General features: G+C 33.0%; 20 protein-coding genes. 6 read left to right on the top strand and 14 right to left on the bottom strand.

Annotated features, from left to right (window positions below):
* Nucleotides 1–12: 12 nt before the first annotated feature.
* Nucleotides 13–669 carry a phosphatase PAP2 family protein gene (locus tag ACFVRR_RS13955; RefSeq protein WP_387329427.1) on the top strand — a complete coding sequence of 219 codons (657 nt, stop codon included), beginning with the start codon at nucleotides 13–15 and terminating at the stop codon, nucleotides 667–669.
* Nucleotides 670–789: 120 nt separating this feature from the next.
* Here ACFVRR_RS13955 and ACFVRR_RS13950 read toward each other — a convergent pair whose 3' ends face one another.
* Entirely contained in the window at nucleotides 790–1,896 is a 1,107-nt protein-coding gene (locus tag ACFVRR_RS13950) for an MGDG synthase family glycosyltransferase (RefSeq protein WP_387329698.1), read from the bottom strand.
* Between the two features lie 354 nt (nucleotides 1,897–2,250).
* Between ACFVRR_RS13950 and dltX the strand changes: the two genes are divergently transcribed.
* Genes dltX through dltD form a run of 3 tightly spaced genes read left to right on the top strand, consistent with a single transcriptional unit; the run spans nucleotide 2,251 to nucleotide 4,809 of the window.
* A complete protein-coding gene (dltX, locus tag ACFVRR_RS13945) occupies nucleotides 2,251–2,406 on the top strand; it encodes a teichoic acid D-Ala incorporation-associated protein DltX (protein WP_387329424.1) in 156 nt (51 codons plus the stop codon).
* A 32-nt stretch (nucleotides 2,407–2,438) separates the two neighbouring features.
* Complete coding sequence (gene dltB / locus ACFVRR_RS13940) at nucleotides 2,439–3,587, top strand: D-alanyl-lipoteichoic acid biosynthesis protein DltB (RefSeq protein ID WP_387329421.1); 1,149 nt, start codon at nucleotides 2,439–2,441, stop codon at nucleotides 3,585–3,587.
* Between the two features lie 34 nt (nucleotides 3,588–3,621).
* Nucleotides 3,622–4,809 carry a D-alanyl-lipoteichoic acid biosynthesis protein DltD gene (gene dltD, locus ACFVRR_RS13935; RefSeq protein ID WP_387329419.1) on the top strand — a complete coding sequence of 396 codons (1,188 nt, stop codon included), beginning with the start codon at nucleotides 3,622–3,624 and terminating at the stop codon, nucleotides 4,807–4,809.
* 134 nt (nucleotides 4,810–4,943) lie between these two features.
* Here the strand turns inward: dltD and dltC are convergent, their stop codons facing one another.
* Nucleotides 4,944–5,186 carry a D-alanine--poly(phosphoribitol) ligase subunit 2 gene (dltC, locus tag ACFVRR_RS13930; protein WP_387329416.1) on the bottom strand — a complete coding sequence of 81 codons (243 nt, stop codon included), beginning with the start codon at nucleotides 5,184–5,186 and terminating at the stop codon, nucleotides 4,944–4,946.
* Nucleotides 5,187–5,815: 629 nt separating this feature from the next.
* Here dltC and ACFVRR_RS13925 point away from each other — a divergent pair.
* Complete coding sequence (locus ACFVRR_RS13925) at nucleotides 5,816–6,934, top strand: AbrB family transcriptional regulator (protein ID WP_387329413.1); 1,119 nt, start codon at nucleotides 5,816–5,818, stop codon at nucleotides 6,932–6,934.
* Nucleotides 6,935–7,132: 198 nt separating this feature from the next.
* Here the strand turns inward: ACFVRR_RS13925 and ACFVRR_RS13920 are convergent, their stop codons facing one another.
* The 7 genes from ACFVRR_RS13920 to ACFVRR_RS13890 all read right to left on the bottom strand — a co-directional run bounded on the left by ACFVRR_RS13920 (nucleotide 7,133) and on the right by ACFVRR_RS13890 (nucleotide 21,391).
* Nucleotides 7,133–7,612 carry a PaaI family thioesterase gene (locus tag ACFVRR_RS13920; RefSeq protein ID WP_387329410.1) on the bottom strand — a complete coding sequence of 160 codons (480 nt, stop codon included), beginning with the start codon at nucleotides 7,610–7,612 and terminating at the stop codon, nucleotides 7,133–7,135.
* Between the two features lie 314 nt (nucleotides 7,613–7,926).
* A complete protein-coding gene (locus ACFVRR_RS13915; protein ID WP_387329408.1) occupies nucleotides 7,927–11,724 on the bottom strand; it encodes a S8 family serine peptidase in 3,798 nt (1,265 codons plus the stop codon).
* A 397-nt stretch (nucleotides 11,725–12,121) separates the two neighbouring features.
* Nucleotides 12,122–15,928: a S8 family peptidase gene (locus ACFVRR_RS13910; protein ID WP_387329405.1), complete on the bottom strand. Its 3,807-nt coding sequence runs from the start codon at nucleotides 15,926–15,928 to the stop codon at nucleotides 12,122–12,124.
* A gap of 385 nt (nucleotides 15,929–16,313) precedes the next feature.
* Nucleotides 16,314–16,940: a response regulator gene (locus ACFVRR_RS13905; RefSeq protein WP_387329402.1), complete on the bottom strand. Its 627-nt coding sequence runs from the start codon at nucleotides 16,938–16,940 to the stop codon at nucleotides 16,314–16,316.
* A 14-nt stretch (nucleotides 16,941–16,954) separates the two neighbouring features.
* The gene (locus ACFVRR_RS13900; RefSeq protein ID WP_387329399.1) at nucleotides 16,955–18,574 is read right to left on the bottom strand and encodes a sensor histidine kinase; all 1,620 of its coding nucleotides are present in this window, start codon (nucleotides 18,572–18,574) and stop codon (nucleotides 16,955–16,957) included.
* 671 nt (nucleotides 18,575–19,245) lie between these two features.
* Nucleotides 19,246–20,268, bottom strand: a complete 1,023-nt coding sequence (gene ltaE, locus ACFVRR_RS13895) for a low-specificity L-threonine aldolase (RefSeq protein ID WP_387329396.1) — start codon at nucleotides 20,266–20,268, stop codon at nucleotides 19,246–19,248.
* A 115-nt stretch (nucleotides 20,269–20,383) separates the two neighbouring features.
* Nucleotides 20,384–21,391, bottom strand: a complete 1,008-nt coding sequence (locus tag ACFVRR_RS13890; protein ID WP_387329393.1) for a helix-turn-helix domain-containing protein — start codon at nucleotides 21,389–21,391, stop codon at nucleotides 20,384–20,386.
* Nucleotides 21,392–21,676: 285 nt separating this feature from the next.
* Between ACFVRR_RS13890 and ACFVRR_RS13885 the strand changes: the two genes are divergently transcribed.
* A complete protein-coding gene (locus ACFVRR_RS13885) occupies nucleotides 21,677–22,831 on the top strand; it encodes a tyrosine-type recombinase/integrase (protein ID WP_387329389.1) in 1,155 nt (384 codons plus the stop codon).
* Between the two features lie 137 nt (nucleotides 22,832–22,968).
* Here the strand turns inward: ACFVRR_RS13885 and ACFVRR_RS13880 are convergent, their stop codons facing one another.
* The 5 genes from ACFVRR_RS13880 to ACFVRR_RS13860 all read right to left on the bottom strand — a co-directional run bounded on the left by ACFVRR_RS13880 (nucleotide 22,969) and on the right by ACFVRR_RS13860 (nucleotide 26,391).
* The gene (locus ACFVRR_RS13880; RefSeq protein ID WP_387329387.1) at nucleotides 22,969–23,238 is read right to left on the bottom strand and encodes a hypothetical protein; all 270 of its coding nucleotides are present in this window, start codon (nucleotides 23,236–23,238) and stop codon (nucleotides 22,969–22,971) included.
* A 3-nt stretch (nucleotides 23,239–23,241) separates the two neighbouring features.
* A complete protein-coding gene (locus tag ACFVRR_RS13875) occupies nucleotides 23,242–23,628 on the bottom strand; it encodes an SHOCT-like domain-containing protein (RefSeq protein WP_097977375.1) in 387 nt (128 codons plus the stop codon).
* On the bottom strand, nucleotides 23,628–23,999 hold the full coding sequence (locus ACFVRR_RS13870) for a DUF2089 domain-containing protein (protein ID WP_098565640.1): 372 nt from the start codon (nucleotides 23,997–23,999) through the stop codon (nucleotides 23,628–23,630). Before ACFVRR_RS13870 ends, ACFVRR_RS13875 begins: the two co-directional genes overlap by 1 nt.
* 299 nt (nucleotides 24,000–24,298) lie before the next feature.
* The gene (locus ACFVRR_RS13865) at nucleotides 24,299–25,147 is read right to left on the bottom strand and encodes a MerR family transcriptional regulator (protein ID WP_387329382.1); all 849 of its coding nucleotides are present in this window, start codon (nucleotides 25,145–25,147) and stop codon (nucleotides 24,299–24,301) included.
* An 80-nt stretch (nucleotides 25,148–25,227) separates the two neighbouring features.
* Nucleotides 25,228–26,391 (bottom strand): MFS transporter, encoded by a 1,164-nt coding sequence (locus ACFVRR_RS13860; protein ID WP_387329379.1) that lies wholly within the window; start codon nucleotides 26,389–26,391, stop codon nucleotides 25,228–25,230.
* Nucleotides 26,392–26,494: the final 103 nt, after the last annotated feature.

Raw genomic sequence — 26,494 nt, 5'->3', positions numbered from 1 at the left:
AGGTATTTTTAAATGAATTTAAAGTATTCTTTGTCCATTGCTTTTTTAATAAGTCTTTTGTCACTTTTTGGTTTCGGACTCATGGCATTACTAGTGAGCAATCATAGTATATATCATTTTGATAGTACAGTTATTAACTTAATACAAGGACTTGAATCACCGGTCATAACATCTTTTATGAAAATAATAACTTTTTTAGGTTCAAGCGTATTTATCATTCTACTTTCTATTAGCATTCTATATTTTCTTTATAAAGTTTTAAATCACCGTTCTGAGTTAATATTATTTATTGCTGCTCTTATTGGCTCAAATATTCTATGTGTTTTATTAAAACTCTTTTTTCATAGGGCAAGACCTGATTTACACCGTTTAATTGAAATAAGTGGATATAGTTTTCCAAGTGGGCATGCAACTAACGCAATGACAGTTTATGGAATCTTAACATTTATATTGTGGAGAAATATTCGTACAAAATCTGGGCGTTCTCTTTTGATAATAACAAGTTTAATAATGATTCTCTTAATTGGAATAAGCAGAATTTATTTAGGTGTTCATTTTCCAAGCGATGTAATTGCTGGTTACTTTACTGGAGGATTTTGGATTAGTACTGCAATCTGGTATTTTCAGCGTTATAAAGAAAGGCAATATGAACGAAAACAATGCGCTTGAAGATTTTCTTACTAATTGTAAAAAAAGGAATTTTATATTTGTACGGATTGATGAGGGAATCCTTTCATTATCAAAAGAAAAATAGAGAGTAATTACTCTCTATTTTTCTTTTGATTAATATTATGATATTCCTTCAAAAATATCGTTAACGATTAACTGAGAACTAAAACCTTTATATAAGTTCATTAGTGATATTTTCATGTTAAATAAATAATATGGCTTTTCAAGTATTTGTTCTACATAATCCACTAAATCACTTATAGTTTTTACAGTGAGTGAGGCCCCTACATTTTCAAAAACACGGGAATTTTCACTTTCTTGTCCAGGTGTTGGTCGGTACAAAATTGTAGGTAAACTACATGCTATACTTTCTGAAAGTGTTATCCCCCCTGGTTTAGTAATTAGTAAATCTGCTTCTTTATATAGATTATAAATATCATTTACATAACCAAACACCTGAAGTCTACCATTGTATACTTCTACTTTGGTAATAAGACTCTTATATAGATTTCGGTTATTTCCACAGACAACTTTTACACTTAGTCTCTCATCATTTAAAAGCTGCTGGGTTATTTTTTTTACATCTTTCAAAGCCCCTACAGCACCAGCAACAATTAATATTCGATAATTTAAATTAGTTTGGTGCTCGTCTACTATTAGTTTACTCCTTTCTATTTTTCTAAATTCTTCTCGTATGGGTATGCCACTTACTAATACTTTTGAAAAAGGTACACCAAATCTTGACAGTTGTGGCAATAATTCTTCAGTAGCAATATAGTATCGATCTACTTCATCGTTAATCCAAGAACGATGGATATAATAGTCAGTTATTACAGTATAAAGTTTACAAGGATGACCTGATATTTTCTTCCATTTGGCTACCGATTCTACTGGAAAAGTAGTAACAATGATGTCTGGTTTCTCAATTTGAAGTATGCTTTTTATTTTTTTTCCACTTAATTCTAAAAGCTTATCAATTATAGATAAATTATAAAGCTTTTCAGTTCCGTAAAAGAACCATTTGTATACTGTCTGTGCATGTTTGAACATATTTATGTGGAGTTGCTGCGCGAATGTATTTAAAGTAGGATACGCTTCGTCATATAAGTCTATAATAGTTACATTTTTTAAATCATGATTTTCAAATTCACTTTTTAAAGCTTTGGAAACTTGTTTATGACCATTTCCGAAACTAGAAGTAACTACAAGTATTTTTGGTTGCTGCATCACTTTTAATGATCCACCCTTCTTTTGTTACACAATTTAAAAACATATTATGGAATCATTATATATTTTTTAAATTAAATTTCGCAGATTCTATTATGAATATTCACTATAAATTTGATTAAAACAATTTAATTATTAAATACTTCTACATATCAAAAAAATGCCTTTTTAAAAATGAATAATGAATTTTATAGCCAATCATTAAATTATAGTGAAATTTATTAAAAAAAATTAATCTTTTTTGTTTTTTTACTGTGCTATTATATAGCAATGCTATACATTTCACGTACGTTTAAACAAAGTAAACCTTCAATTTTAAACTTAAATTTATCCTGGTTAAAGGTGGAAATAATTATGAAAGAAAAGAAAACAAATCGAGTTTTTAAAAATGCGATGATTTTTCAATGGTTTTTTAAAACTAGTTATTATTTGATGATCATCATATTGCTAATCTATTTTTACATTTGTAATTCCTCTGGCTCATCTACATTTATTTATAATGAATTTTAATTTTATAAACTAATATTTATAGAGGTATTCAAATGACACCATACGGAAATTTACTATATTTTATAATATTGATGTTATTATTCTTACCAATTATTATTTGTGGGCTAAGAGGAAAAAAGATAACATTTTACAGTACTCTAGTGGGATGGACACTTATTTTACTTATTTTTAAAGATGATGTAAAACAGTTGTTATTTTTTATATGTTTTACTATTTTTCAATCAGTATTGGTCATTAACTATAGAAAATATCGTGAGAAATATAATAATCCTCGTGTTTTTTATTTTTTAATTGCTTTAACGTTATTACCTTTAATTTTAACAAAGGTTCAGCCATTTTTTATTTCAAAATCAATAATTGGATTTTTGGGTATTTCCTATGTAACTTTCAAAACAATTCAATTACTAATCGAAATAAGGGATGGATTAATTAAATCGTTAACAGTATTTGAGTTTCTACAGTTCTTTTTATTCTTCCCGACTTTTACGTCTGGTCCGATTGATCGATATCGTAGGTTTGAGAAGGATTTTAAGAATAGCTTTGAAGCTGGAGAATATAAGCGGTTTTTATTTAATGGTATCAACTTAATATTTCGAGGGTTTCTTTATAAGTATATTATTGCTCATGCGATCAATTTGTATATTATTTCAAATGTCTACTTACATGAAGACCTATTTGTATTAAAACTATTATACATGTATGCATATAGTTTTTATTTATTCTTTGATTTTGCAGGTTATAGTGCTTTTGCAGTCGGAGTTAGCTTTTTATTAGGTGTTCAAACACCACAGAACTTTAATAAACCATTTTTAAGTAGAAATATTAAAGATTTTTGGAATCGTTGGCATATGACATTATCATTTTGGTTTAGAGATTATGTTTATATGAGGCTAGTTTTTTTCTTGCAAAAAAAGAAAATAATAAAAAATCGATATGTAATCTCGTATATTTCTTACTTTACCTTATTTTTTTTAATGGGTCTTTGGCATGGACTAGCGTTGCATTTCATTGTTTATGGTATTTACCATGCTATTTTAATTATTTGCTATGATCTATTTGAAAGGAAAAATAAAGAAAAGAAATTAATTCCTCGAACAAAATTCACAGATATACTTTCAATAATTATTACATTTCACTTTATTTGTTTTGGCTTTTTAATTTTTTCAGGAACTTTATTCTAAAACAAATAAATAGATATCAAATGAGGGGTTATATATGAAAAAACCTACTTTCGGTCCAATATTTTTGGCTTTTATAGTTGTTATTTTAATACTTACCATTCCAAATCAATGGTTATCTACATTAGTTACAAATCGAACAGCTAAGCATCTATCTAGCTCACTTAGTCCTGCTGTTTTCCAAGGTATTACAGTACAAAGACAAGTTATGAAAGATCCTACTATTATACCAATCTATGGTTCGTCTGAACTTTCAAGATTTGATCAGTTTCATCCTTCAAATTATTTTAAGGTATATGATCCAAAATATACACCTTTCTTAATTGGAAGAGGAGGAACTCAATCATTAATACATTTCCTTAGTTTATCTGCTAACTATTCAAGTTTAAAAGGGAAACAGATAATTTTTATCATTTCACCTCAATGGTTTAATAAAAGAGGATTAGATGAACAACGTTTTGACCCGAATTTTTCAAAGTTACAAGCAATTGAATTAGCAAATAATAATAAAATCCCTATTGATATCAAAAAAAGAGCAATTAATCGATTACTTGATTATTCAATAGTTAGAAATGATAAAATGCTTACGACTTTGATGAGGCAAGCACTTGGAATGAAAACAGAAAAACTGACTAATAAACTAATTACTAATAATTTAGTTAATCCTTATTTATCAATTATAAATAAACAAGATGTACTTACATCAAAATTTAATTTTATCAGTAAATTTAATATAAATAATTACTCAACTTCAAAAAATAAATCATATAAAGAGCTGATGGCAATTGCAGAAAAAGAAGGAAAGAAAACAGCAACCAATAATCCATTTTATATTAGAAACAGTATTTATACATTGCATTTTGCTAATAAAATTAATCAATTAAAAAACTCTAAGTCTACACTTTCCTATAAAGAATCACCTGAATATAAGGACCTACAACTGGAATTAGATTTATTAAAAAGTGCTGGCGCGAAACCACTTTTCGTATCTATTCCAGTAAATGGGTACTTTTATGATTACATTGGTTTTAAAAAAGAAGAGCGTACTTTATATTATAAAAAAGTATCTAAAGAAATTCGTGATTCTGGATTTAAAGTTGAAGACTTAACGAACCATGAATATGATAAATATTTTTTCAGCGATTCGCTTCATTTAAGCTTAAAGGGTTGGGTTTATGTGGATCAAGCAATGGAATCTTTCTTGCACAGTAAAGAAAAAGTTTAGAAATAATGTCAAACCTTTGTGGTTAGCTGATTGAGAATGAACAAAATGTGTATATGAAATTAAGTATAGTCCAAAGAAAAAGCTTCCGAACACAAAATTTGAGTGTTCGGAAGCTTTTTCTAAAATTCATTATTTTAAGCAGCCATAGTTTCTAAAATTGATATAATTTTATTTGGTGTAGACCATTCATCGCGATCAAAATCAGAAATTGTTACATCTATCCCTAATTTATCTTCTATCTCAACTAGTAAGCTAACAGTTCCAAATGAATCTAACAAACCATCTTCAAATAAAAGTACTTCCGGATTTTCTACTATTTCTTCTGTATTACATAAATCAGTCAAAATAGCTAATACTTGTTCTCGAATATTTTTCATTATATTACCCTCTTTTGTTATATTTTCTAATAAATTTTCTAATGGAGTTGATCAATATTTAACCTGGGCAATTTCTTCTGTCGTATTTTAATATGCAATTGATTAGGTGATTAACTGACTTATAATTAATCGCGTATTTTACATTTTTCATAAAATTACACCCTATTTATTGGACAAAATTAAAACCAAATTTAAAGAATAAATCCACTCCCCTTTTTTCTTTGCCCTATAAAAGAGAATTATAGCGGAGATCCCTTAAAGTAAAATAAAAATAAAATTAAACTTAAATGAAAATTTGATTCTAAATTAAATATTCCTAATCTGAATAAGCATGAATTAAAGAACCGATACTTTTAATACTTTGAATTTTTTAGAAGTTTAACCTGGGAAAAAATTTAGAAAGTTTATTGAAGAAGAGCATCAAGTATAAGTAATTTTTAATAAAAAAACAGGGAATTTTAATATTGGATAACATTGTTTATGATAGAGTTCTACTTAGTTAAGATTTTTACGGCGGTTAGACAACATCGGGTATTTATTCAAATGAATTTGCAAAAGCAGAAATACCGGTATACAAGCTTGATTTCCTTAAGAAAATAACTAAAGGATGAAAGGAATGAAAGAAGGTTATGAAAGATCGACGCTGGATAGGAATATTGACAATTTGGGTTGGTATTATAGCAGGTACATTACTTATCGGCACTGTGCTTGAAGATCAGGGGTTTCCTTCACCCCATTTATTTGCTGCACTTCTTGTTGGGATAATAGTGGCGTTCACGCCTTTTAATCGTTTTAGTACAGTAATTCCATCCGGTGTATTTACAGTAGCTCAAGCGATTACAGGTGTACTTTTAGGTACTTACTTTAACCCATCATCAATTGCCTCTCTAGAAAATGCCTGGCCGATCGTACTTATTGTAACAGGAGCCACTTTAGTGCTAAGTGTCATAACTGGACTTGTTTTTGCTCGTGTGACCAAAACTGATTTAGCAACTTCTACCCTGGGGATGATTGCAGGTGGTTCGGCAGGAGTCATAGCTACGAGTGATGATCTTAAAGCTGACAGCCGACTTGTAGCCTTCATGCAATTTGTTCGTCTCTTTTTAGTAGTATTTATCACACCCCTTCTTGTCCGACTAGTTCTGTTACCTACTGGTAACTATGAACATGCAGGGCCAACGGAAATCGAGGCCACAGGTCCAATTCTTGCGGGGTGTATCTTCACATTATCTATTGCTATACTGGGAGCATGGTTAGGAAAGCGTTTCCGTATTCCCGCAGGGGCTTTGATCGTACCATTGATACTTGGGTCTGTTTTGAGTATATTGAAACCATTTCAAGGGCTTACCCCACCCGAATTGATACGTGAACCGGCATTTACTTTAGTTGGTCTTCAAATTGGATTGCGTTTCGATAGAGAAACCTTAGGACGAGCTCGACGATTGTTACCAGCAATTACTAGTTTTGTTCTCATACTCATAATCGGCTGTGGAGCTTTCGGTTTGGTTCTCGCAAAGTTTGTCCATCTTAATCTACTTTCCGGATACTTGGCGACAACACCAGGTGGCATTAATGCTGTGATGGCCATCGCTTTTGGTAGCGGAGCCGATACAACATTAATATTTGCAATGCAAACATTCCGCCTTTTTATCATGGTGCTAGTTGCAGTTCCTTTAGTACGCTGGTTGATAGGCAGAGATACGCCTACAAAAAACGGAATTAGCAAAATACTTAAAGAACCTAAATAAAAGAGTCTGTTGATAAAATCTGTTAAGACCACGGGTCCATTTTGAATTAATCTCCAGATATTTAAAGCCGCAATAACAAATGTTTTGACATATCAGTTGGCATATAAAAATGCAAAAACTCGCTTCAATCTTGGCGAGTTTTTGCATTTTGGTTCTTTAAAATTACCTTTGGAAGACAATATTTTATTTAAACGGTTTTTATTTTAAAAATGTGCTAGGCATTACAACAAGAACTACCTCTCCACGAGCACAAAGGATATCATTTGCAAATAATTCTGTATGAACTTTCCATTTTTTAGGATGGATTTCTTCAACAGTGCCAATTGCTTTTAGTGGTACATCTTGGGGAGTTGGTTTAAGATATTCCACATTAAGGGAAGCGGTTACAAATCTAGGTGGTGCTGTGCCATCTCCTATTTCGTTCCCATTCTTACGGTGTAAAGCAAGAGAGGCAGAGCCTGTCCCATGACAATCAATTAACGAAGCTATCAATCCACCATATATAAAACCTGGAATTCCCATATACTTTGATTCCGGTGTAAAGATCGTAACCGTTTTATCACCTTGCCAACCAGTGCGAAGATGATGACCATCTTTATTTAATCGACCACATCCATAACACCAAGCAAAATCTTCTGGGTAGATATCTTGAATTGCTTTTTCAATTACTTCCTCCATCATTCATCCTCCTTAATAACTTTTTAAATAAAATTCATCTGAATATGAGCAATCGTTCGGTCATATTGTACTTTAAATATATACAAGGTCATCTTAATCCACAATAGTTTCCTGATAATTCCGTTAATATTACACCCATTGTGACTTAATAGATGCTCTATGCCAAAAATTTGATGGTATGAAAATCAATTTTCTAGGGGTGCTTTGTTTTACTAGATTTAGTATTTTAGTGATTGGTTAATTACAAAAAAGCCCTATCCAAACAGAGAGTATTCTGTTTCGGATAGGACCTTTTTCGTATGATTTTTTGTATTTTAGCGTAAACCAAATGCATCAATTACATCTTGCTTAATGCGATTCCCTGCATCATCCCATGCACTTGCACGAAGTGAAACAGAACCTCCTGGCAGTTTAGGGAGTTTTAATTTTGTTACCCAACCAGATTCCTCAGAAGTTAAGGTTACAGCTTCCCATGTTTTTCCACGATCAAACGAAACTTCAAGAGTTGTTCCCTCGATGTGACCGGCACCTTTTGCTCCGTCTATATGTGAAGCATAAACCTTTAGTCTAGTAGAGCTTCCTGCCTTTACATCGCCCGCTAAGTTTGTATCAATGTCATAGTTTAAAGCAAGTAACGGCATTGTAACACGTTTTGCTTCAAACTCCGACCAGAATGTCCATTCTGTGTGCGTCTGCGTAGAGGTATGCCAGCGTGCTGGATCGCGTTGTGAGTCCTCAATTAGTTTATATTGAGTGCGTTCTTGTGGAATTGATTTGTTAGTATTTAATGATGCACCTTTCATTTGACGAATAAGCGTAGTACCTTGATATAAACTTGAAGTTGTATCGTCTATTGTCCCTGCTAAGAAACCAGCATGTCCGAATTCACCATCTCCCCACGCCGGTGTGTTTAAATAGATAAAGTTACCTTCACGATACGGGGCAAAAAATCCTGTACCAAATGACGGACGTACAACAGGCTTAAACCAATTGCTTTCTAAATGCTCACCTGGATTGTATTTAACAACTTCATCTCTCATTTCCCATTCGTTGTCTGTGACAGAAGCTTTTTGATACCAAGTTGAGCCCTCTGTAGCAGATACCCACTCTTCGCGTTCGATTGGAAAACTCATAGGTTCCCAAGCAAGTCTTCTGTCTAGTGAACGAGTTGGGCGGAAATCAAAGCGCCATTCCGCTCCAGGTGCTTTTCGATCAGAGTAATAACGACTATCAACTCTTGCTAAATCGCTTACTTCTGGAGCATAAACGATTTCATTGTCTGGGATTGAACCATTAAATGCCTTAACAAGATCGTATAAATATGGTGTATTTGCTGTCCCTTTTACATTTAATTTAAGATCATTTGATTGTACTTCAGCGATCAGCTTTTCTCCTTCAGTACCACTGATGGCTGTGACAGCTAGAGGAATTTTTGCATAAGCATTCGTTGCATAAGGTTCAATTAATTCTTGTGGTTTGTCATTCACTACAATTAGTAATTTTACGCCAGCCGCTATTGCTGCTTTTGCTCTGTCAAATTCATCAACCTCATCGCTTCGTTTAATAATAACTGCTTTTCCTTTTGCGTCTAGTCCATTATAATCTTCAGCTGCACCTTTTTCTGCATAGACGGTATCTAATTGATACGTTCCATCAAGATTTGTACTTCCTAGCTGAGGGAAATCATCTAGTTCGATCCCATTGTATTTCATCGTTAAAATAGGCTTGACCATTCGCCAGCGAGTTGCTGTTTCAAAACTACCAGACTTTACTTCATTGATTGGAGCCACATAAACATTATCTACTGTATTCGGAAGTTGAAGCATTTGAGCTATACCACCATTTGCAGTCAATCGTGTATACTCCATTTTTCTAAATGAAGATTCTGATTCCTTTGGTGTCTTTACTTTTATTTCGTTGGCTTTTTGCCCGTCTAAATCCAATGTACTATCTTCTTTCAATTCAAATTCTGGATTCCCCACAAGCGCAACGCCAAGATGGTCTGTTTTCTTATCAACATCCATTATTGACATAATAGAGTATGTACCCGGCGGTAAACGTAAAGTTTTGGTTCCGTTCACTGCTACTTGCTGATAGGTACCAGTTTCCAAATTATAAACATAAGGATAAGCAACGTTCGGAGATCCGTCCCGATCAATTGCATTTATTGTAAGGTTATAACGCTCACTTTCCTTTGTCATGTTCATTGCCGTATGCGTCACAATTTTTCCATCTAATCTTGCTGATAGTTGACCTTGGTACGTAGCCCCTAAAGTTCCTTTACTTACGTCAACTGATAATTGGACAGTTGCATTTCCTTTTGCCGGAACCGTTACCTTGTCTGCAGATTGCTTAATCAATCCATTAGGAGCAGGTTGACCATTTGCATCTGTAAATGAAATAGAAAGATCCAATATGACATCCTTATCGCTATCATTGTAATATGTCACATTTCGTTCAACAGGTGTCTTTTCCTCGTGAGGCCAATCAAAAAATCCAAATGATACAGAACCTGTTGAACGAATATTCCCAAGAGCTGCCGGAATATCTAAACGACCTGTTCCATATTGAGTTGGGTTCAGTCCTTTTAGTTGAACTGTTGAGCTCATTAATGCATCTTTAATCTGTTGACCAGTCCATTCCGGATGCCTTTGTGAAATAATCGCTGCTGCACCGGCTACGTGAGGTGTTGCCATTGATGTACCACTTTTGGACGAATAGTAGCCACTTCCAGACGATGCATATTGAGATCGAGCTGCTACAATATCGACCCCAGGTGCTGATAGATCAGGTTTAAGGGCAAAGTCCCCAATACGAGGTCCTTTCGAACTGAAAGATGCTAACTGATCTGTTTTCGATACAGCGCCTATTGTAATGGCAGCGTCTGCCGCACCTGGTGAACCGATTGTTCCTTCGCCACCTCTGTTCCCTGCAGCAATGACAAACAATGCACCTGTCTCCTTACTTAAACGGTTGACAGCTTGAGACATAGGGTCTTTTCCATCACTCGCCTCTTGTGATGATAAACTCATTGAAACGACTTTGGCATGGTGTGCAGCCCACTCCATTCCTTCAATAACCCAGGAATCTTGACCTGACCCATTATTCGCTAAAACTTTCCCTACTAGAAGATGAGAACCTGGAGCTACTCCTTTTAATTTCCCACCTGAAGCTGCACCTGTTCCAAGTACAGTGGAAGCAACATGGGTACCATGAGAATTGTAATCCCTTGTATCTTCACCCGGAACAAAACTAACTGCTTCATCCAACTGCCCTAAAATATCTGGATGGTCCTTATCAATACCTGTATCAAGGACAGCTACTTTTGTTCCTGTTCCATCAAATCCAGACGACCAAGCAGTTGGCGCACCAACTTGTGGAACACTTTTATCTAAAGTTGCTTCTACTTTTCCATCAAGCCAAATTTTGTCGATTCCGTTTTCTACTTGTTCATTCGTCATTTTTGTTTTACTTGATTTTGTATTGATACCAGATTTAACTGATTTCCAAAAGTCGTTTGCTTTTGATTTCTTTGTAGTTAGCGATACAGCGTTAATACTCTCTAAAATATGAGTCTGAGTAGAACCTTCTGGTGCTTCAGGAATCGAATCAGTAGTCATTGCACGCGTTTTGCTTTTTTTGTATTGTACTATGAGTGGCATCGTATTCTGATTTGCATCATCATACTCATTTTTCAAAAGTTTAGAAATATTAAACAGATCATTATCTAGCTTGTCTGCTGCTAAATACGGCATTGCTTGTTCTGGAATAACAAATGTTTCTTTATTAATTGTCATGATATTTGTATGATCTTCTTCACCATTTGCAGTCGTGATATCAATTGTTGTCTTTCCATCGCCTACGCCTGTAATTGTGACAACATCACCCGTAATTAATGTAATAGTCCGTGTTTCTCCATTTTTAAATGAACTTAAAACAGGGTCTTGGTTTTGCTGTTCATCAACATTTCCGGTTTTTATTTGCTGAACTGAGTCATTTTGTGAGGCTTCAGATGATGTATTTGCATGTGTGATTAACGGCACTGATGATAACAATAGTGCTGCAAATATTGCTATTCCGGTATGTTTTGAGATTTTTCTTTTCTTTTTCATACATTTTCCCCAATCTATTAATTTACGATTTTTAACTAAATATTTTCAGAGATTCATAGAATTAACGTCAAAATATATCAAACGAACATGTTTTTGAGAATTTTAGCTTTGCTTTTTTTGAGTATAGTAGAGGATTTGTGTTAAATTTTCTTGTATTTTTAGCTAAATTATTATATTAATGTTAAATGAATAACCTGGTTGTAATTTTACGAAAATAGATAAATTAAAATAAATACTTAATAGTCTTTCAGTGTTTCATTTGGCCCAACTATGATAAATCAGTAGTTCGTGGTAAATCAGTTGCTAAAATAGTTAGAATTTAACAGTCTACTATTTTCTATTTTTTTTAAATATCCCCTTCAAAATCATAAGTATAATTTTTTAAAGGGGACAATTTTTAATGTAAGCCAAATGCTTTTATGACATCTTGCTTAATGCTGTTGCCTACATCATCCCATGCACTTGCGCGTAGCGATGCAGAACCACCTGGATTGTTAGGAAGTTTAATATCTGCAACCCAATCTTCACCTTCACGATTCAGATTCGTTTGTTTCCATGTCTTTCCTTCATCAAAGGAAACCTCAAGCGTTGCTCCTTCAATCGTACCAGCACCTACTGCGTTAGGTAGATGAGTAGCTGATAATTTTAGCTTAGTTGATCTTGCAGCTGGTACATTACCTGCTAGGTCCGTTTTAACATCAAAATGTAAATCTAGCATTGGGAGAATAGGTTTATTTTCTGAGTATTCTGACCAGAATGTCCATTCGGTATGTGTTTGAGTAGATTTACTCCATACGTTCGGATCACGTTTGGAATCTGATATCATCGTATATTGTTTACGTTCTTTTGGAATCAAGTTTGAATAATACACGATTACTGATTCACTATCTTTTTCAGCAATAAGTGAAGATCCTTGATACAACTTAGAATGTGTACCTCCATTACCAAAGAACCCTGCATGTCCTACTTGTGAATCACCCCAAGGGTGCGTACTTACATATAGCATCGTTTTATCACGATAAGAAGCAATAAATCCGGAGCTAAACGATGGCTCAATGACAGGCTTGAACCAATCACTTTCCAATTGTTGGCCTGGTTGATATTTTTTTAATTCATGTCGCATTTCCCACCAGTCACGTAACTGATCAAACTTCTCTACCGTTGATTTTTGATACCATGTAGATCCTTCAGGGGCTGATACCCACTCCTCGCGTTCTGCTGGTAAGTTCATAACTTCCCAACTAAGTCTTCTATCTACCGAGCGATTTGGACGGAAATCAAAACGCCATTCCGTACCTATTGCTGGTCGATCTGAATAGTAACGGCTATCTACTCTTGCTAATTCATCTGGTTGTGGCGCATACACTGTTTCTTCATAAGGAATTGAATCGTTAAATACTTTAATTAAATCATATAAATATGGAGAATTTTCTGTTCCTTGTACATTCAATTTTATATCTCCTGAACGTACCGCTTCTACAAGTGCCTCGCCTTCTGTCCCACTAATTGATGTGATCGCTAAAGGAACTTTTGCGTAAGCATCTGGGACATAGGCATTGCTCGATTCACGAGGATCGTCATTGACTACGATTAACAGTTTTACACCTGCTGCTATTGCTGCTTGTGCTCGTTCCGCTGGTTTCACGCTGTCACTACGATAGATCACGACTGCCTTTCCTTTTGCATCCAGTCCTTCATAATCAGTAGCTGCACCCTTACCAGCATAAATAGTAGGAAGTTGATATGTTCCGTCAAGATTTGTACTGCCTGTTTGTGGAAGATCATCAAACTCATGACCATTCAGTTTCATTGTTAGGATTGGCTTGATCATTCTCCAACGCACGTCCATTTCAAAGCTTCCATTTTCTACCTTATCCGTAGGAGCTGCATATACTTTATCAACTGTCTTTGGCAATTCAATTGATTCACCTGTTCCACCTTTTGCTGTTACGCGAGTGTACTCCATTCTTCTAAAGGATGCTTCCGATTTCTTTGGCGTTTCTACTTTTATTTCATGGGTTTTTCGTCCGTCTAACTCAATTGTCTGGTCTTTTGTTAATTCAAATTCTGGATTCCCTACAAAAGCTACCCCTTGGTGGTCTGTATTTGTGTCGACATCCATGATTGACGTAACAGAATACGCACCTGGAAGCAATCGTATATCAACTGAACCATTTACTTTGACTAACTGAGGTTTAGCTGTTTCAAAGTTATAAAGAACAGCATAGGCAAAATTCGGTGAACCATCTCTGTCGATTGCTTTAATTGTTAAGTTATGATGCTCTTCTTCCTTCACCATAGCCAATGAAGTACGAGTAACTACTTTACCACCTACAGAAGCTGCTAAATACCCTTGATAGCGTGCTCCAAGCAGTCCTTTGCTCACGTCAACAGCTACTTTAATTGACGTACTTCCCTTTGCTGGAATCATTACGATGTCTTTAGAATGCGTTAACAAACCTTCTGGAGCCTTTTTACCGGCTGCATCTGTGAATGTTGAAGCGATATTTAATGTTACATCTGTATTTGTGTCATTTTTATAAGTTACTGTGCGTACAACAGGTTCTTTTTCGTCATGTGGCCAGTCAAAAAGTCCAAATGATACAGAGCCAGTTGCATATACTCCGTTGTTAATAGCTGCTGGAATATCAAGACGTCCTGTTCCAGTTTGGTACGGTGTAAGACCTTGTAATTGCTTTGAAGAGCTCATTAATGCATCTTTAATTTCCTGCCCAGTCCAATCTGGATGCTGTTGTAAAAGAATGGCAGCTGCACCAGCAACGTGAGGAGTTGCCATTGATGTACCATTTTTAGACATATACATCCCGCTTCCTGACGCTGCAACTTGAGAGCGAGCAGCCATTATGCTCACACCAGGAGCTGATATATCAGGCTTAATGGCCATGTCTTTAATACGTGGCCCTTTAGAGGAGAATGATGCTAATTGATCTGTTTTTGAAACAGCTCCAACTGTTAATGCTGCATCAGCTGCACCCGGAGCTCCAACTGTTCCTTCACCACCATTGTTACCCGCAGCTATAACAAATAAAGAGCCTGTTTGCTCACTTAAACGATTAACAGCCTGAGACATTGGGTCTGTTCCATCACTTGCTTCACTTGACCCTAGACTCATTGAAATAATCTTTGCCTTATGGGATGCCCACTCCATTCCGTCAATAATCCAAGAATTTAGACCAGATCCATTGTTTCCTAGTACCTTTCCTACGATCAAACGAGCACCCGGTGCAACTCCTTTATTGACACCATTTGAAGCAGCACCTGTTCCCAACACAGTGGAAGCTACGTGTGTGCCGTGCGAGTTATAATCTGAAATATCTTCTCCAGGCACAAAGTTGACCGCTTCATCTAATCGACCTGAAATGTCAGGGTGGTTTTTATCAATCCCTGTATCTAGTACAGCGACTGTCGTGCCTTTTCCGTTGTATCCTGCATTCCAAGCAATTGGTGCACCTACTTGCGGTACACTTTGACTCAAGGTTGCTTCTACTTTCTCATCTAGCCATACTTTTTCGATCCCCTCACCTAGTTGATAAGAAGGACTAGATGTTCTGGAAACAGAAGCTTTTGATTTTCCTGAAATGGCTTTCCAAAAATCTTTTGCATGTTTTTTATTTGTAGTGACTGAGACGCTATTTATACTTTCTAGCACGTGGACTTGCTCTGAACCAACAGGAGCTTTTGGTACAGAAGTCATCGAATCTGTTTTGTTCTCATCATACTGCATGATAACCGGTACTGTTTTTTCTTTCGCATCATCGTATCCTTCGCGAAGCAATTTGGTTAGATTAAATAAATCCATGTCAATTTGGTCAGCTGCTACATATTCCATTGCTTGTTGGGGAATCACATACGTTTCATTGTTAATTGTCATAATACGTGAACGATCTTCAATGCCATTTGTAGGCTTCACATCAATCACTGTTTTGCCGTCTCCAACACCTGTGACAGTGACTACATCACCTGTTAAAAGGGTAATGGTACGAGTTTCACCCTCTGAAATAAAACCAAGTTGCGGTTCTTGTTTCAGAGTTTCCTTCACGTTTTGATTCTCTTCCTCAGTAGCTAAAACTTTAGTCTCTGGAGATGTTTCTGCATGGGAGCTGAATGGAACAGATGATAATAATAGAGCAGCAGAGATGGTTAAACCTGCAGTTTTTGAAAGCTTTACTCTTCTTTTCTTCATTTGTATGTTTCCCCTCACAATTGTTAAACCGTTCTTTTCATCGATTTAAAAAGTTTAAAATCATAGTACTTCTTTATCAACACCCCTTTCTTTTCATTTAATAAACAATCGTTATAGCAATCTACAATACTACTGGTAATTAGTTTTTAGTTATTAAATTACTATAATCTAAGAATAGTATGACATATTGAATGCACTACCACTATGAAACAAAAGGACATAAAATGATGTTAAAAAGTTCTAATTTTAGTTGAACTAAAGTTCTATTAATTCTTCTTTTTCTAGAAAATAGAAAAAGGCGAGAAATCTTAATTCCTCACCAAATCCAGCTAAAGTGTTATAGCCAAAAATTTATATGTAATTTAGTATTAATGAAGGGTCTTTCTTAAAGCGTAACAATTTGATTTTTTACTGCAACAATGATCGCTTGTGAACGACTTTTCACATTCATTTTTTTAAATATTTTGTTTATATGAATCTTTACAGTCCGTTCACTAATATAAAGTTCTTCTGCAATTTCTTTATTGCTTACACCCTTGACTAATGCGGTTAAAACTTCTTTTTCACGTTGCGTTAAATCAATTATGAATTGTTGATTCCTTTGTTGGTTTAATAGTTTTTTCGTTAGAGATGGTTGAATGATTGATTCACCACTAAATACTACACGAATTCCTTCTATAACCTTTTCACCGGGACTATCCTTTAAAAGATAACCGTCCGCTCCTGCATGAAGTGCTGACATGAAATACTCATTATGGTCGTACATTGTTAATATTAAAACTTTACAATTGGGGTTATATTCTTTTATTTCTGATGTAATATCAATACCATTTTTATTAGGTAAATTAATATCCATCAAAACAACATCTGCTTGAGTTTGTTTAATCTTTGAAATAATATCTAGTCCAGAAATCGATTCACCAGCTACTCTCATATCAGATTCTAAATTAATGATTGTCCGTATTCCATCCCTTAGTAATGGATGGTCATCAACTAAAAGTACATTAATCACACCTTTTCCTCCTTTTAATTTTGTATTTTTAGTAAAATAATGGTTCCATTTCCAGGGGAACTTTCAATATCTAACATAGCTTCAATTCTCTCTGCTTGTTCCTGCATAAGTAAAATCCCCATATGTGGTTCATTTTGACTTTTTACAATTGCATCATATAAGGAAAAGCCTATACCATTATCCTTTATTTTTAAGAGGGTATTGTCCATCTCATATGAGAGATAAATATCAATTTTTTTCGCATTCGAATGCTTTATCGCATTTTGAACACTTTCCTGAAAAATATTATAAAGAACTTTTTCAACTAAAAACGAGGATTGAACCGTTTCGCCTTTTGTTTTAAAAGAAATTGAGATTGTGTGTGTTTTGACCAATTGATCTACCTTCATTTGAATAGCTTCTATCAAACCAATTCTTTCATCTACTGTAGGTCGTAGCTCAAAAATCGATTGTCGTAAGTCTTTTAAACTAGTACGTAGTTGTTCAACTGTGTGTCCAATTAATAAATTTTCATCTTTAGTTTTTTGATGATTAGCTCGTTGCGAGACTTCAAGCTGAAGTACTAAACCTGCTAGCGTTTGCGCCATCCCATCATGAATTTCACGTGCTATTCGATTCCGTTCTTCGAGAATAAGATTTTTTTTCTGTTCTGTAATGAGTAATTTATTTTTTAATAAACTTGATAATTGGTTACTAAAAGCAGTAATTGAATGAATCTCTTCTTGAAAGAAGTTATCCATTCCACTTTTCCCAACGAGTAGCACTCCTAAATATTCACCATCAAATAGTAAAGGTGAGATTAAACATGACTGAACGTTATAATTGAAAACAAAAATATTATGATTTTTTAAAGTAAGATTAGACAGAATCTGAATGTCAAAAATATTGTTAAAGAAATCTGTTTTTAACTCTTTTTTTTCATTAATCAGCCCGTCCCCTAAGAAATAAGTTAATTGATCGTTCTTTTTTACTAAAATTTCAAATGCAGTGCATGAAAGAAAAAGCTTTATTTGTTTTCTTAACCCTTCTAAATTACTTGCAGATACGATTTTATTAAGCTCAGTTGAGATCGTAACCAATGATTTCAATCTCATTCTCTCTTCAAGTACTTTAGAATAGGAACAACTAATCATTGAAAGTGCAGCTAATGGCATAAAGAAAAGCAAAGATAGTAATTGCTCTTTCCCATTAAAGCCAACAATGGCAATAAGCTGGATTACAATAAGATAAATCATTTCAAAGAACAAAACACTCACTACTTGGATGTATTTTTGCACCCATGCCTTTTTCGTGTATTTTTCTTGTTTAAGCAATAGTAGTAAATCAACTTGTATATTGTTAACGAGAAAATAAACTGTAGAAAATATAACAACTTTCCAAATATAGATTTGTCCATTATTTGTTGGTATGTTAGAAATCGGTATGTAATAATTTGTTACTGTATAAGTTATAAATAAACTTAGCATAAGCATAGCGGTATTAAATAGAACCATACTTGCTTTTCTTCGTTGATAGATCTGTATACATAAGTAAGTAATGAACCAACAAACGATTGTTAAATTAAGATTAAACGTAAAAACCATCGTAAAAGTGATTGAACAACTCACTGTGGTCGAAATTTTACCAAAGTTCATTGGAAATAGCTCGATTAGCGTAAAAAGAATCCATAAGGAAAAGAAAAGGAAACTATTCGTTATTTTTGAGAATGACAGAATAGAAGAAAATAATACTACGTATCCAGCCATTATAATTGTATAAAAATAAAAATTTAAGCTATTCCTCCTATATATATCGTTAAACATTGTTTCACCTCGATTGATATACTACAAACAGATAAAAAAGAAAAACCGCCACCAGCAAAATAGAGTTTAACCCCACTAGCCAATGTCGGTTGTGTTCTTTTATAAGAAACACAACAAAATTATAATTTAATTCAATCAATTTCGTAATTGATCTTAAGTTTTATCTATCTAAAACTTTTGTACTATTTTTGTTCATTTATACTTTTAATTGATGATTTCACACTTATGTTTAGTTCAATCATTAACAAATCTCGTATACCTTCAGATTAATTATGTTAAAATTTAGATTTAGTTTCAACCGGGTTAATGATGACTTGATTTAATAACCCAAGTCAAACGTTTTTATAAAATACGACATAAAACGACATAAATATTGAAGTAAATAACCCGGCTTTTACTCGTACAAAAATAACGTGTTTTAATCATTTCCTAAGAAGATTTCCTTAAAGTCCTCAAATAAAAAAAGAGGAATTTTCCTCTTTTTTAAAATTTCTGCCTAATATTTAGATTGTTCTCATCACATCAATTACTTTATCAATATCATTTTTCGCAATCCAGTAATGTGTGGCAAAACGCATCATACCATCTTCTTCTGGCGCAAAAGTGATGATTCCGTTCTCTTTAAAAATTTGTTCAATTTCATCAGGACTTCTTCTCATATTTGTCAATTGGAAGAATACTAAATTGATGTGAAGTTGCGATGTGTTAACATTAATTCCTTCGATTTCACTAAGTTTATTAGCTAAATATTGAGCATTTTCATGATCTTCGTGTAATCGTTTCGTCATTTTCTCTAATGCGATTAGACCAGCGGCAGCTAAAAATCCAGATTGTCTCCAGCCTCCACCGAGTAATTTACGCTTCTTTTTTGCTTTTTCAATAAATTCTTTACTACCAGCAAGTATTGAACCCACAGGTGCACAAAGTCCTTTTGATAAACAAAACATTACTGAATCACTATATTGAGATAATTCTTTAACATCCGTTTTTAAATAAGTAGCTGCATTAAATATTCTTGCGCCATCTAAATGAACAGGAATATTTGTATCTTTTGCTATGCTATAAACTTGCTTCATATAGTCGATATCTACTACAGATCCATTTGAATAAGCATTTTCTAAACAGATTAATGAGGTTTCTGGATAATGGATGTCATCAGGTCGGATCGAATGTTTAATTCGGTTAATATCCATCTTGCCATGAGTTGTTTGTAAAGTTCTTAAGTGAACTCCTGCAATAATTGAAGCAGCTCCTACTTCATGTTCGAAAATATGACAATCCTCTCCAAGAATGACTTCAGTACCTCGATCACAATGTGTAAACAAAGCAAGCTGGTTACCAAATGTTCCACTTGGTACAAATAAAGCAGCTTCTTTTCCAATTATAGAAGCAGCTAGAATTTCTAATTTTTGTACAGTTGGATCATCGCCATAAACATCATCGCCAACTTCGGCTAAAAACATGGCTTGTCTCATTTCATCTGTAGGGTTTGTTACAGTGTCACTTCTTAAATCAATAAACTTCATTTTCATTCCCCTTTTTTTACTATTTTCAGAATTATCTAAACTAGATTGATAGACGCATTGAGATTTAGTTTCTAATACAAGTATCCATCTCATTGTCGGAAATTAGCGGATAAATTTAGTCATTAAATGCTTTGTTTTTTTCAAATTCCTTTAAACCCATAAGCAAAAGCTTCTCAGTAATATCCTCAATTCCAGTATGATGAGCTAGCGCAATTTGTTTAATCTTTTCTTTTATTGAATCTTTCACAAAAATAGTTAGTTGTTCTTGATTACTCGTAAACACAATTAAACCTGGTCTAGTAGAAAGCTTGCCATCAATTAAACAGTTTTGTAAAATTTCAAAATCTTGTTCAATGTTGGAATCAAGATATGGTAGTTTAATTGGTTTTATTTCGACCTTAATTGAGTTGTCCTTAATATAAAGATTCATATTTTGATGTCCAATGTGTTTATAAAAAGAATCGATAATGCCAAAAATGGGAGCACTAATTGACTGAGGAATTGGAAATTGAAATGAAATCATACCTCTTTTCGTACTATGACTGGCTTTCTTCATTTCATAAGCTTTTCTAAAACCACGGCTTGTAAGTTCTTCTTTATTTAAAAGTTCACCCATGTTCGTTTTTGCTACGATTTCAGAGGTATCATTAAGCTCAATGATACGGGCTTTTTCGTTCGAGTTTGGAATTTCATATAGTCCAAATAAGTAAAATTCTAAGTCCTTAGTAAAAAAAGACTTTTTTCTTGATGCATTTTTTTGTGAGAATTTTAGATTTTCAATTTCTTCTTCTGGAATAAATACAGTTAGTCTACCTTTAAAATTTACTTTACTTGCGTTAATTTTCCCAGATTTTATATACTGATGGATTGTTGCTTTCGATACTCCTAATAAATTAGCTGTTTCAAGAACAGTTAGTCCTACCGGTTTTACCGTTTGGGACTTTAACTGATTAAGATCCTCTAAATAAAACCTCATTGTCCCATCGATTTGCCAATCTTCATAAACAAGATTGAGTTTCCTAGCCTTTACATAATTGTAAATCGTTTGTTTCGATACACCTAACAGCTCTACAGCCTCATTTGTTGTAACAATCTCTTTCATTTTTTGATCTTGTTCTAACATTTGGATTCTTCCTTTTTCATTGTTTTATAGCCTCATTATATCATAATTATTTCCAACAAATTGTTAAAAAGTAATTAAACAGATACAAATAAATCTATTTATTTATAAATTAATAATTATACGTAATTTGTTTTAAGTAGAATAATAGTGTATTTTTCAACCTTATTCATTCCATGCATTTTAATATTTATAAAATATTAAAGTTAATTATTTAGCTGGAAAAAATATTCGAATTAATACTATAAATAGAATGATTTATGTATAATAGATTATGAGGTGAGTAATATGTTAGTAAAATCAAGTCTACTTATTACAAATTCAGCGCATTTACCAAGTACGAATCTAAATGAATCCAACATAATTGAGTATTTAATAGATGAAACATACTTTCCTATTCTTCTACAAACTAAGTTTGAGAATGAAAAAAATCATCGGATGATCTATGAAGGTTTTTCTGATTTGGATATGATCTACTACTTTGTCCATCAAAGAAAAGATATTCAAAAATCGAAACAACGAAAAGATAGTACAAAGATGGAATACATACGAGAGTTAATGCAGTTTTTTCGATACTTGATGAAGAGTGAAGAATTTTTGCGTCAGGATGTAGAATCTTATATAGAAACTTCATTTTTCAAAAATTTAAAACAAAGACATATCGATTCATATCAACAATGGCTATCTACTTATCAATACGGTTCGAACAAGCAACAATATCGTGTTACAACTCTTTCAAGAAAACTTGTCATATTAAAAAGCTTTTTCAAGTTTTTATTTGATAGTCATTATGTTCAAGTACCTTTATATACTCGAATTTTGAATGCAAAAATTACAAAGGATGATTTACCAAATCGCGATTTAGAAGAAAGTGAAGTTAAAGCATTATTGAATTTTTATAATGGAAATATTTTAAAAACGACTATAATCAAATTATTAGCTACAACTGGCATGCGAATTCGGGAACTAGCAGAGGCAAATTGGGGTAAAGTTACAAAGGATTCAAACGGTTATTGGCTAGAGATTATTGGAAAAGGAAATAAAAAACGTGAAGTTAAATTATTAAATCATGTATTTGTAGATTTATGTAAACTAAGGAGTCGACGTGGTCTATCAAATCTAATATCAAAAACAGATTCAAGTCCATTGTTTCCAAATAAACTGAATCAACATTATTCGTTTAAATATTTATCAAAATATGTAATAGAAATGATAAAAGATTCAGAGTTACCTTTTGTAAAAGAACATAATCGATCGAACAATATTAGTCCTCACTTCTTTCGACATCATTATGCATGTCGTTCAATTGAAAAAGGTGCGAGCATTTATCAAGTTAGTCGAAGTTTAGGTCATGAAAGTATTCAAACAACTGAACTTTATTTAGCAAAAATGATGAATCGAACTCAAAATGCAAGTAATGTTTGGGATGATGAAATTTATTAATAAGAAAAACCCCATTTTTTAAAAAAGGGGTTTATTTTTATACTTTACGTTCAGTTTACATAATATTATTATAAAAAACTTATATGAAACAATTTAGGAAGTAGAAAAATAATAATTCGTGTTAAAAAGAATCAACTTTAAAGTCTTACTACTACCTCTGTTCCATCTTTTAATTTCGTATCTACAAGGATTAGTCCATTGTTTTTTGAAAGTCCCTCTAGTAACGGCTTCAAATCCTTTCTATCAATTTCAGGAAAGTTGAATTTGCTGCCATTTTTTTTAATTGCTTTATTTATTAATCGATTAAGCAAATTTGATGTGATGATCAAACTTGCTAAATTTAAAACCGCATAAGGAACAGGAATGGAGAATCGCTTTCCTTCTATTTTCACCTTGACCTTTAACATATTCTACTCAATCACGACGAAAACTTTATCACCGTTAGATGAAGTGATGTCAACGATTTGTCCGACCATTTCGTTTTCAATTGCTTCGATTAGCAGATCAATGTTAATATCTTTAACATATTTTTCAGCTTCAGGAATTTTTTCAGCAATATTAGTTCCTACTTTTAAAACAGCCTTCACAAGATTAATCGGTACATTTACATTCACATTATCTCCTACTTCAGAGTTCACACGAATCTTTAAGATTTTATTTCCATATGATTCTTTTTTCAAAGATACGCGTTCTGGCTGATCTTTATCTTGTAAAATATTAATTAATTCACTTGCTTTATCTTTATCAATCTTTCCTTCTTCTACCAAGGTTAAGATTCTAGAAATCTCATCTTTCATTATAAGTCCCCCTCTTTTAATAATTGAATGGCTTTCTCAGCCGTAATTTCGCCTTTTTCCAATAATGTTACAATTTTAGATTTATCTATTTCTGGTTTCTTTTGAGTGGAATACCCAAGGGTAGAGATAATTTCATCTAATTTTCCCCTGACAGTCGGATAAGAAATTCCTAGTTCCTTTTCGACCTCTTTAATATTTCCACGGCATTTAAGAAAAATCTCAATAAAATGAAGTTGTTCTTGGCCTAGAGCTGCTAATCTTGATACTTCAAATTCATTTTCAATCGTAGTCTGACAATGGTTACAATGTAGTTTAGTAATTTTAAGTGCCTTGCTACAAACAGGACAATTAGTGAGTAAAGGATACGACATACTGTTCTCCTTTCTTTATTTAATCATATCATACACTATATATTTAATTTTTCAAACAAAAATTTAAAATTATTTATAAAATTTTATAATTTTATTAAATTATTTAATGTTTACATTAAATAATTTGAATCACTGAACGAAAAAGTTTAATTATTATATAAATATTTAGCTTTTTATTCAATAATTCAATTTGTATATTAAATAATTTTATTTTTAGATCATAAAAGTAAAAAAAAGACCCTTTAAGGAGTCTTTCTAAAATCTTCTATGAGCTTTAAAGCATCATATTTTTAGTCTCTCTATTCTCTTTTATCGTTGACCAATACTCTCATTTCAATTAAAAATTCTTCTTTTTGATTCGGCGAATAATTATTATGTATTAATGACTCATAAATATCACTTTTAATTGTTATTTGATGTTTGTCTATATAATTAATAAGTCTTTGTAAGTTTGTAAAATAATCATTAGATGATACGCTTTTATAAGTTATGCAAATGTATCTTCCTTCGGGGATGGTTGAAAGCTCGGTATCTGGTAATAGTAGTGTAGTTTGTTTTTTTGTTAAAACGGGTGTAAATAAATATTGATATGTTACTTCACTAACATGTGTATAAGACTTATATGGGACAATGGCTCCATAACCATTGTTCCTAAAACCTTCTGTAGATGCAGCAAATTTCTTTAATTTACTATATGAAGCATTCAAAATATTTTTCGGATCGATCCCATTCGCTTTCGTCTGAATGATTTGCATTTCTTCTTCATACGAAAAAAACACTTCACCAAATTGTGGATAATCCTTTTGTTTTTGCAATCCCTTTTTTGCATTTGCGATGATTTTTTCAATTTCGATTAAAGAATCTATTTTTTCTCTTACAATTTTTTCTTGTTCTGTTAAAAAGGAAAAAAATTCATCTCTCTGTAGTCCCTGTACTTCTTTCATCTCTTCTAATGGAGTACCAATATATTTGAGAGATTTGATTAAATCGAGAAGATGAATTTGTGAGTCTTTGTAATATCGATAATTCGTGTCTGGATCGATATACGCTGGTTTAAATAAATTGATTTTATCATAATATCGGAGTGCTTTAATTGAAATATTAACTAACTTGGATACCTCACCTATTGAATAAAGTTTTTCCTTCACTTTAATCACCTCCACATTCTTATTTTAGCAAAAGAAGCATATTCTTTATTCGTAAATATAGAATACGCTTTTTTGATATATTATGCAGTTCGATATACTGGCATTTTCCAAGCAATTGTTAAACCAACACCACTTGCTAATAAGACTGTTGCAAAATAAAATGGATAGTTTAAGTCTATATCAAATAGGATTCCACCTATTATTGGTCCTATTACATTCCCAAAACTAGTAAACATTGAGTTCATCCCACCTACAAAGCCTTGTTCATTACCTGCAATTTTAGATAAATAGGTTGTAACAGCTGGACGCATTAAATCAAAGCCTAAAAATACTGTAATCGTCACTACTAAAATCATAAAATATGAGTTCACAATTGTCATCATAAACACTAGAATTGTAGAAAGGATTAGACTATATCGGATTAATCGAATTTCTCCCATCCATTTTGTTAATCGATCAAATAATGCTATTTGAGTAATCGCACCAACAATCCCACCTCCAGTAATCATGATTGCTATGTCTTTTGGTGTAAAACTAAATTTATGATTTGTGAATAATGAAAATAATGATTCAAAAGCTGACAAACCAAATTGTGAGATCAATATAACCATAAACGATATAAAATACATTGGAGCAAAAATACGTTTAAATCCTGGTTTTTGTCCTTTCTCCTCAATACAGTCTTGATTGCGTTCTGGCTCAGGAAGGACTGTAATAGATAAAACACCGGCTAAAATCGCCAATCCTGCTGCAGAGAAAAATGGTATGCGTGGACCATATTCTGCTAAAAATCCTCCAACACCTGGTCCTACAATAAAACCTGTTGAAATTGCAGCCGACATATATCCGAGTGCTTTTGCTCTTGTTTCAACCGTTGTAACATCTGCTATAAATGCTGTTACAGCTGGCATAATGAATGCCGCACTTATTCCGCCTAGCATACGTGAAATAAAAAGAACCTCAATCGTTTTACCCATTCCGAATAAAAACTCTGAGATACTAAAGATTAATAATCCCGTTATAATCATTTTTTTACGTCCGAATTGGTCTACCCAGCGACCTGCAATTGGTGAAAAAAATAATTGTGTAATAGCAAATGCAGCTACCATATAGCCCACAATTGTACCAGATATATTTAACTCATTCATAATTGAAGGTGTGACGGGAATAATTAACCCAATTCCTAAAAAAATAATGAATAAGTTCATTAATACTAAAGATAACATTATGTTTTGTTTTTTCATCTTAACTCAACTCCTTTTAAAGCTCTACAAAACATAATGTAAAGCCTCCTCCGAGGGGAGAGTCAATTGGTTTTTTTTTATTATTTTTGATTTTTTTATGAAT

This window comes from Gottfriedia sp. NPDC057948 (assembly GCF_042887255.1).
Classification (GTDB): Bacteria; Bacillota; Bacilli; order Bacillales; family Bacillaceae_G; genus Gottfriedia.
Note: the sequence above shows the minus strand (reverse complement) of the source record. Positions and strands in the feature narration are given on the sequence as shown.

What these genes read in the sequence shown, in the direction of transcription:
- ACFVRR_RS13955 (WP_387329427.1), top strand. Translation starts at nt 13, where the DNA reads ATGAATTTAAAGTATTCTTTGTCCATTGCTTTTTTAATAAGTCTTTTG.
- dltB (WP_387329421.1), top strand. Translation starts at nt 2,439, where the DNA reads ATGACACCATACGGAAATTTACTATATTTTATAATATTGATGTTATTA.
- dltD (WP_387329419.1), top strand. Translation starts at nt 3,622, where the DNA reads ATGAAAAAACCTACTTTCGGTCCAATATTTTTGGCTTTTATAGTTGTT.
- ACFVRR_RS13870 (WP_098565640.1), bottom strand. Translation starts at nt 23,999, where the DNA reads ATGTCGTATCCTTTACTCACTAATTGTCCTGTTTGTAGCAAGGCACTT.
- dltX (WP_387329424.1), top strand. Translation starts at nt 2,251, where the DNA reads ATGAAAGAAAAGAAAACAAATCGAGTTTTTAAAAATGCGATGATTTTT.
- ACFVRR_RS13880 (WP_387329387.1), bottom strand. Translation starts at nt 23,238, where the DNA reads ATGTTAAAGGTCAAGGTGAAAATAGAAGGAAAGCGATTCTCCATTCCT.
- ACFVRR_RS13950 (WP_387329698.1), bottom strand. Translation starts at nt 1,896, where the DNA reads ATGCAGCAACCAAAAATACTTGTAGTTACTTCTAGTTTCGGAAATGGT.
- ACFVRR_RS13925 (WP_387329413.1), top strand. Translation starts at nt 5,816, where the DNA reads ATGAAAGATCGACGCTGGATAGGAATATTGACAATTTGGGTTGGTATT.
- ltaE (WP_387329396.1), bottom strand. Translation starts at nt 20,268, where the DNA reads ATGAAGTTTATTGATTTAAGAAGTGACACTGTAACAAACCCTACAGAT.
- ACFVRR_RS13890 (WP_387329393.1), bottom strand. Translation starts at nt 21,391, where the DNA reads ATGTTAGAACAAGATCAAAAAATGAAAGAGATTGTTACAACAAATGAG.
- ACFVRR_RS13910 (WP_387329405.1), bottom strand. Translation starts at nt 15,928, where the DNA reads ATGAAGAAAAGAAGAGTAAAGCTTTCAAAAACTGCAGGTTTAACCATC.
- ACFVRR_RS13885 (WP_387329389.1), top strand. Translation starts at nt 21,677, where the DNA reads ATGTTAGTAAAATCAAGTCTACTTATTACAAATTCAGCGCATTTACCA.
- dltC (WP_387329416.1), bottom strand. Translation starts at nt 5,186, where the DNA reads ATGAAAAATATTCGAGAACAAGTATTAGCTATTTTGACTGATTTATGT.
- ACFVRR_RS13920 (WP_387329410.1), bottom strand. Translation starts at nt 7,612, where the DNA reads ATGGAGGAAGTAATTGAAAAAGCAATTCAAGATATCTACCCAGAAGAT.
- ACFVRR_RS13900 (WP_387329399.1), bottom strand. Translation starts at nt 18,574, where the DNA reads ATGAACTTTGGTAAAATTTCGACCACAGTGAGTTGTTCAATCACTTTT.
- ACFVRR_RS13875 (WP_097977375.1), bottom strand. Translation starts at nt 23,628, where the DNA reads ATGAAAGATGAGATTTCTAGAATCTTAACCTTGGTAGAAGAAGGAAAG.
- ACFVRR_RS13860 (WP_387329379.1), bottom strand. Translation starts at nt 26,391, where the DNA reads ATGAAAAAACAAAACATAATGTTATCTTTAGTATTAATGAACTTATTC.
- ACFVRR_RS13915 (WP_387329408.1), bottom strand. Translation starts at nt 11,724, where the DNA reads ATGAAAAAGAAAAGAAAAATCTCAAAACATACCGGAATAGCAATATTT.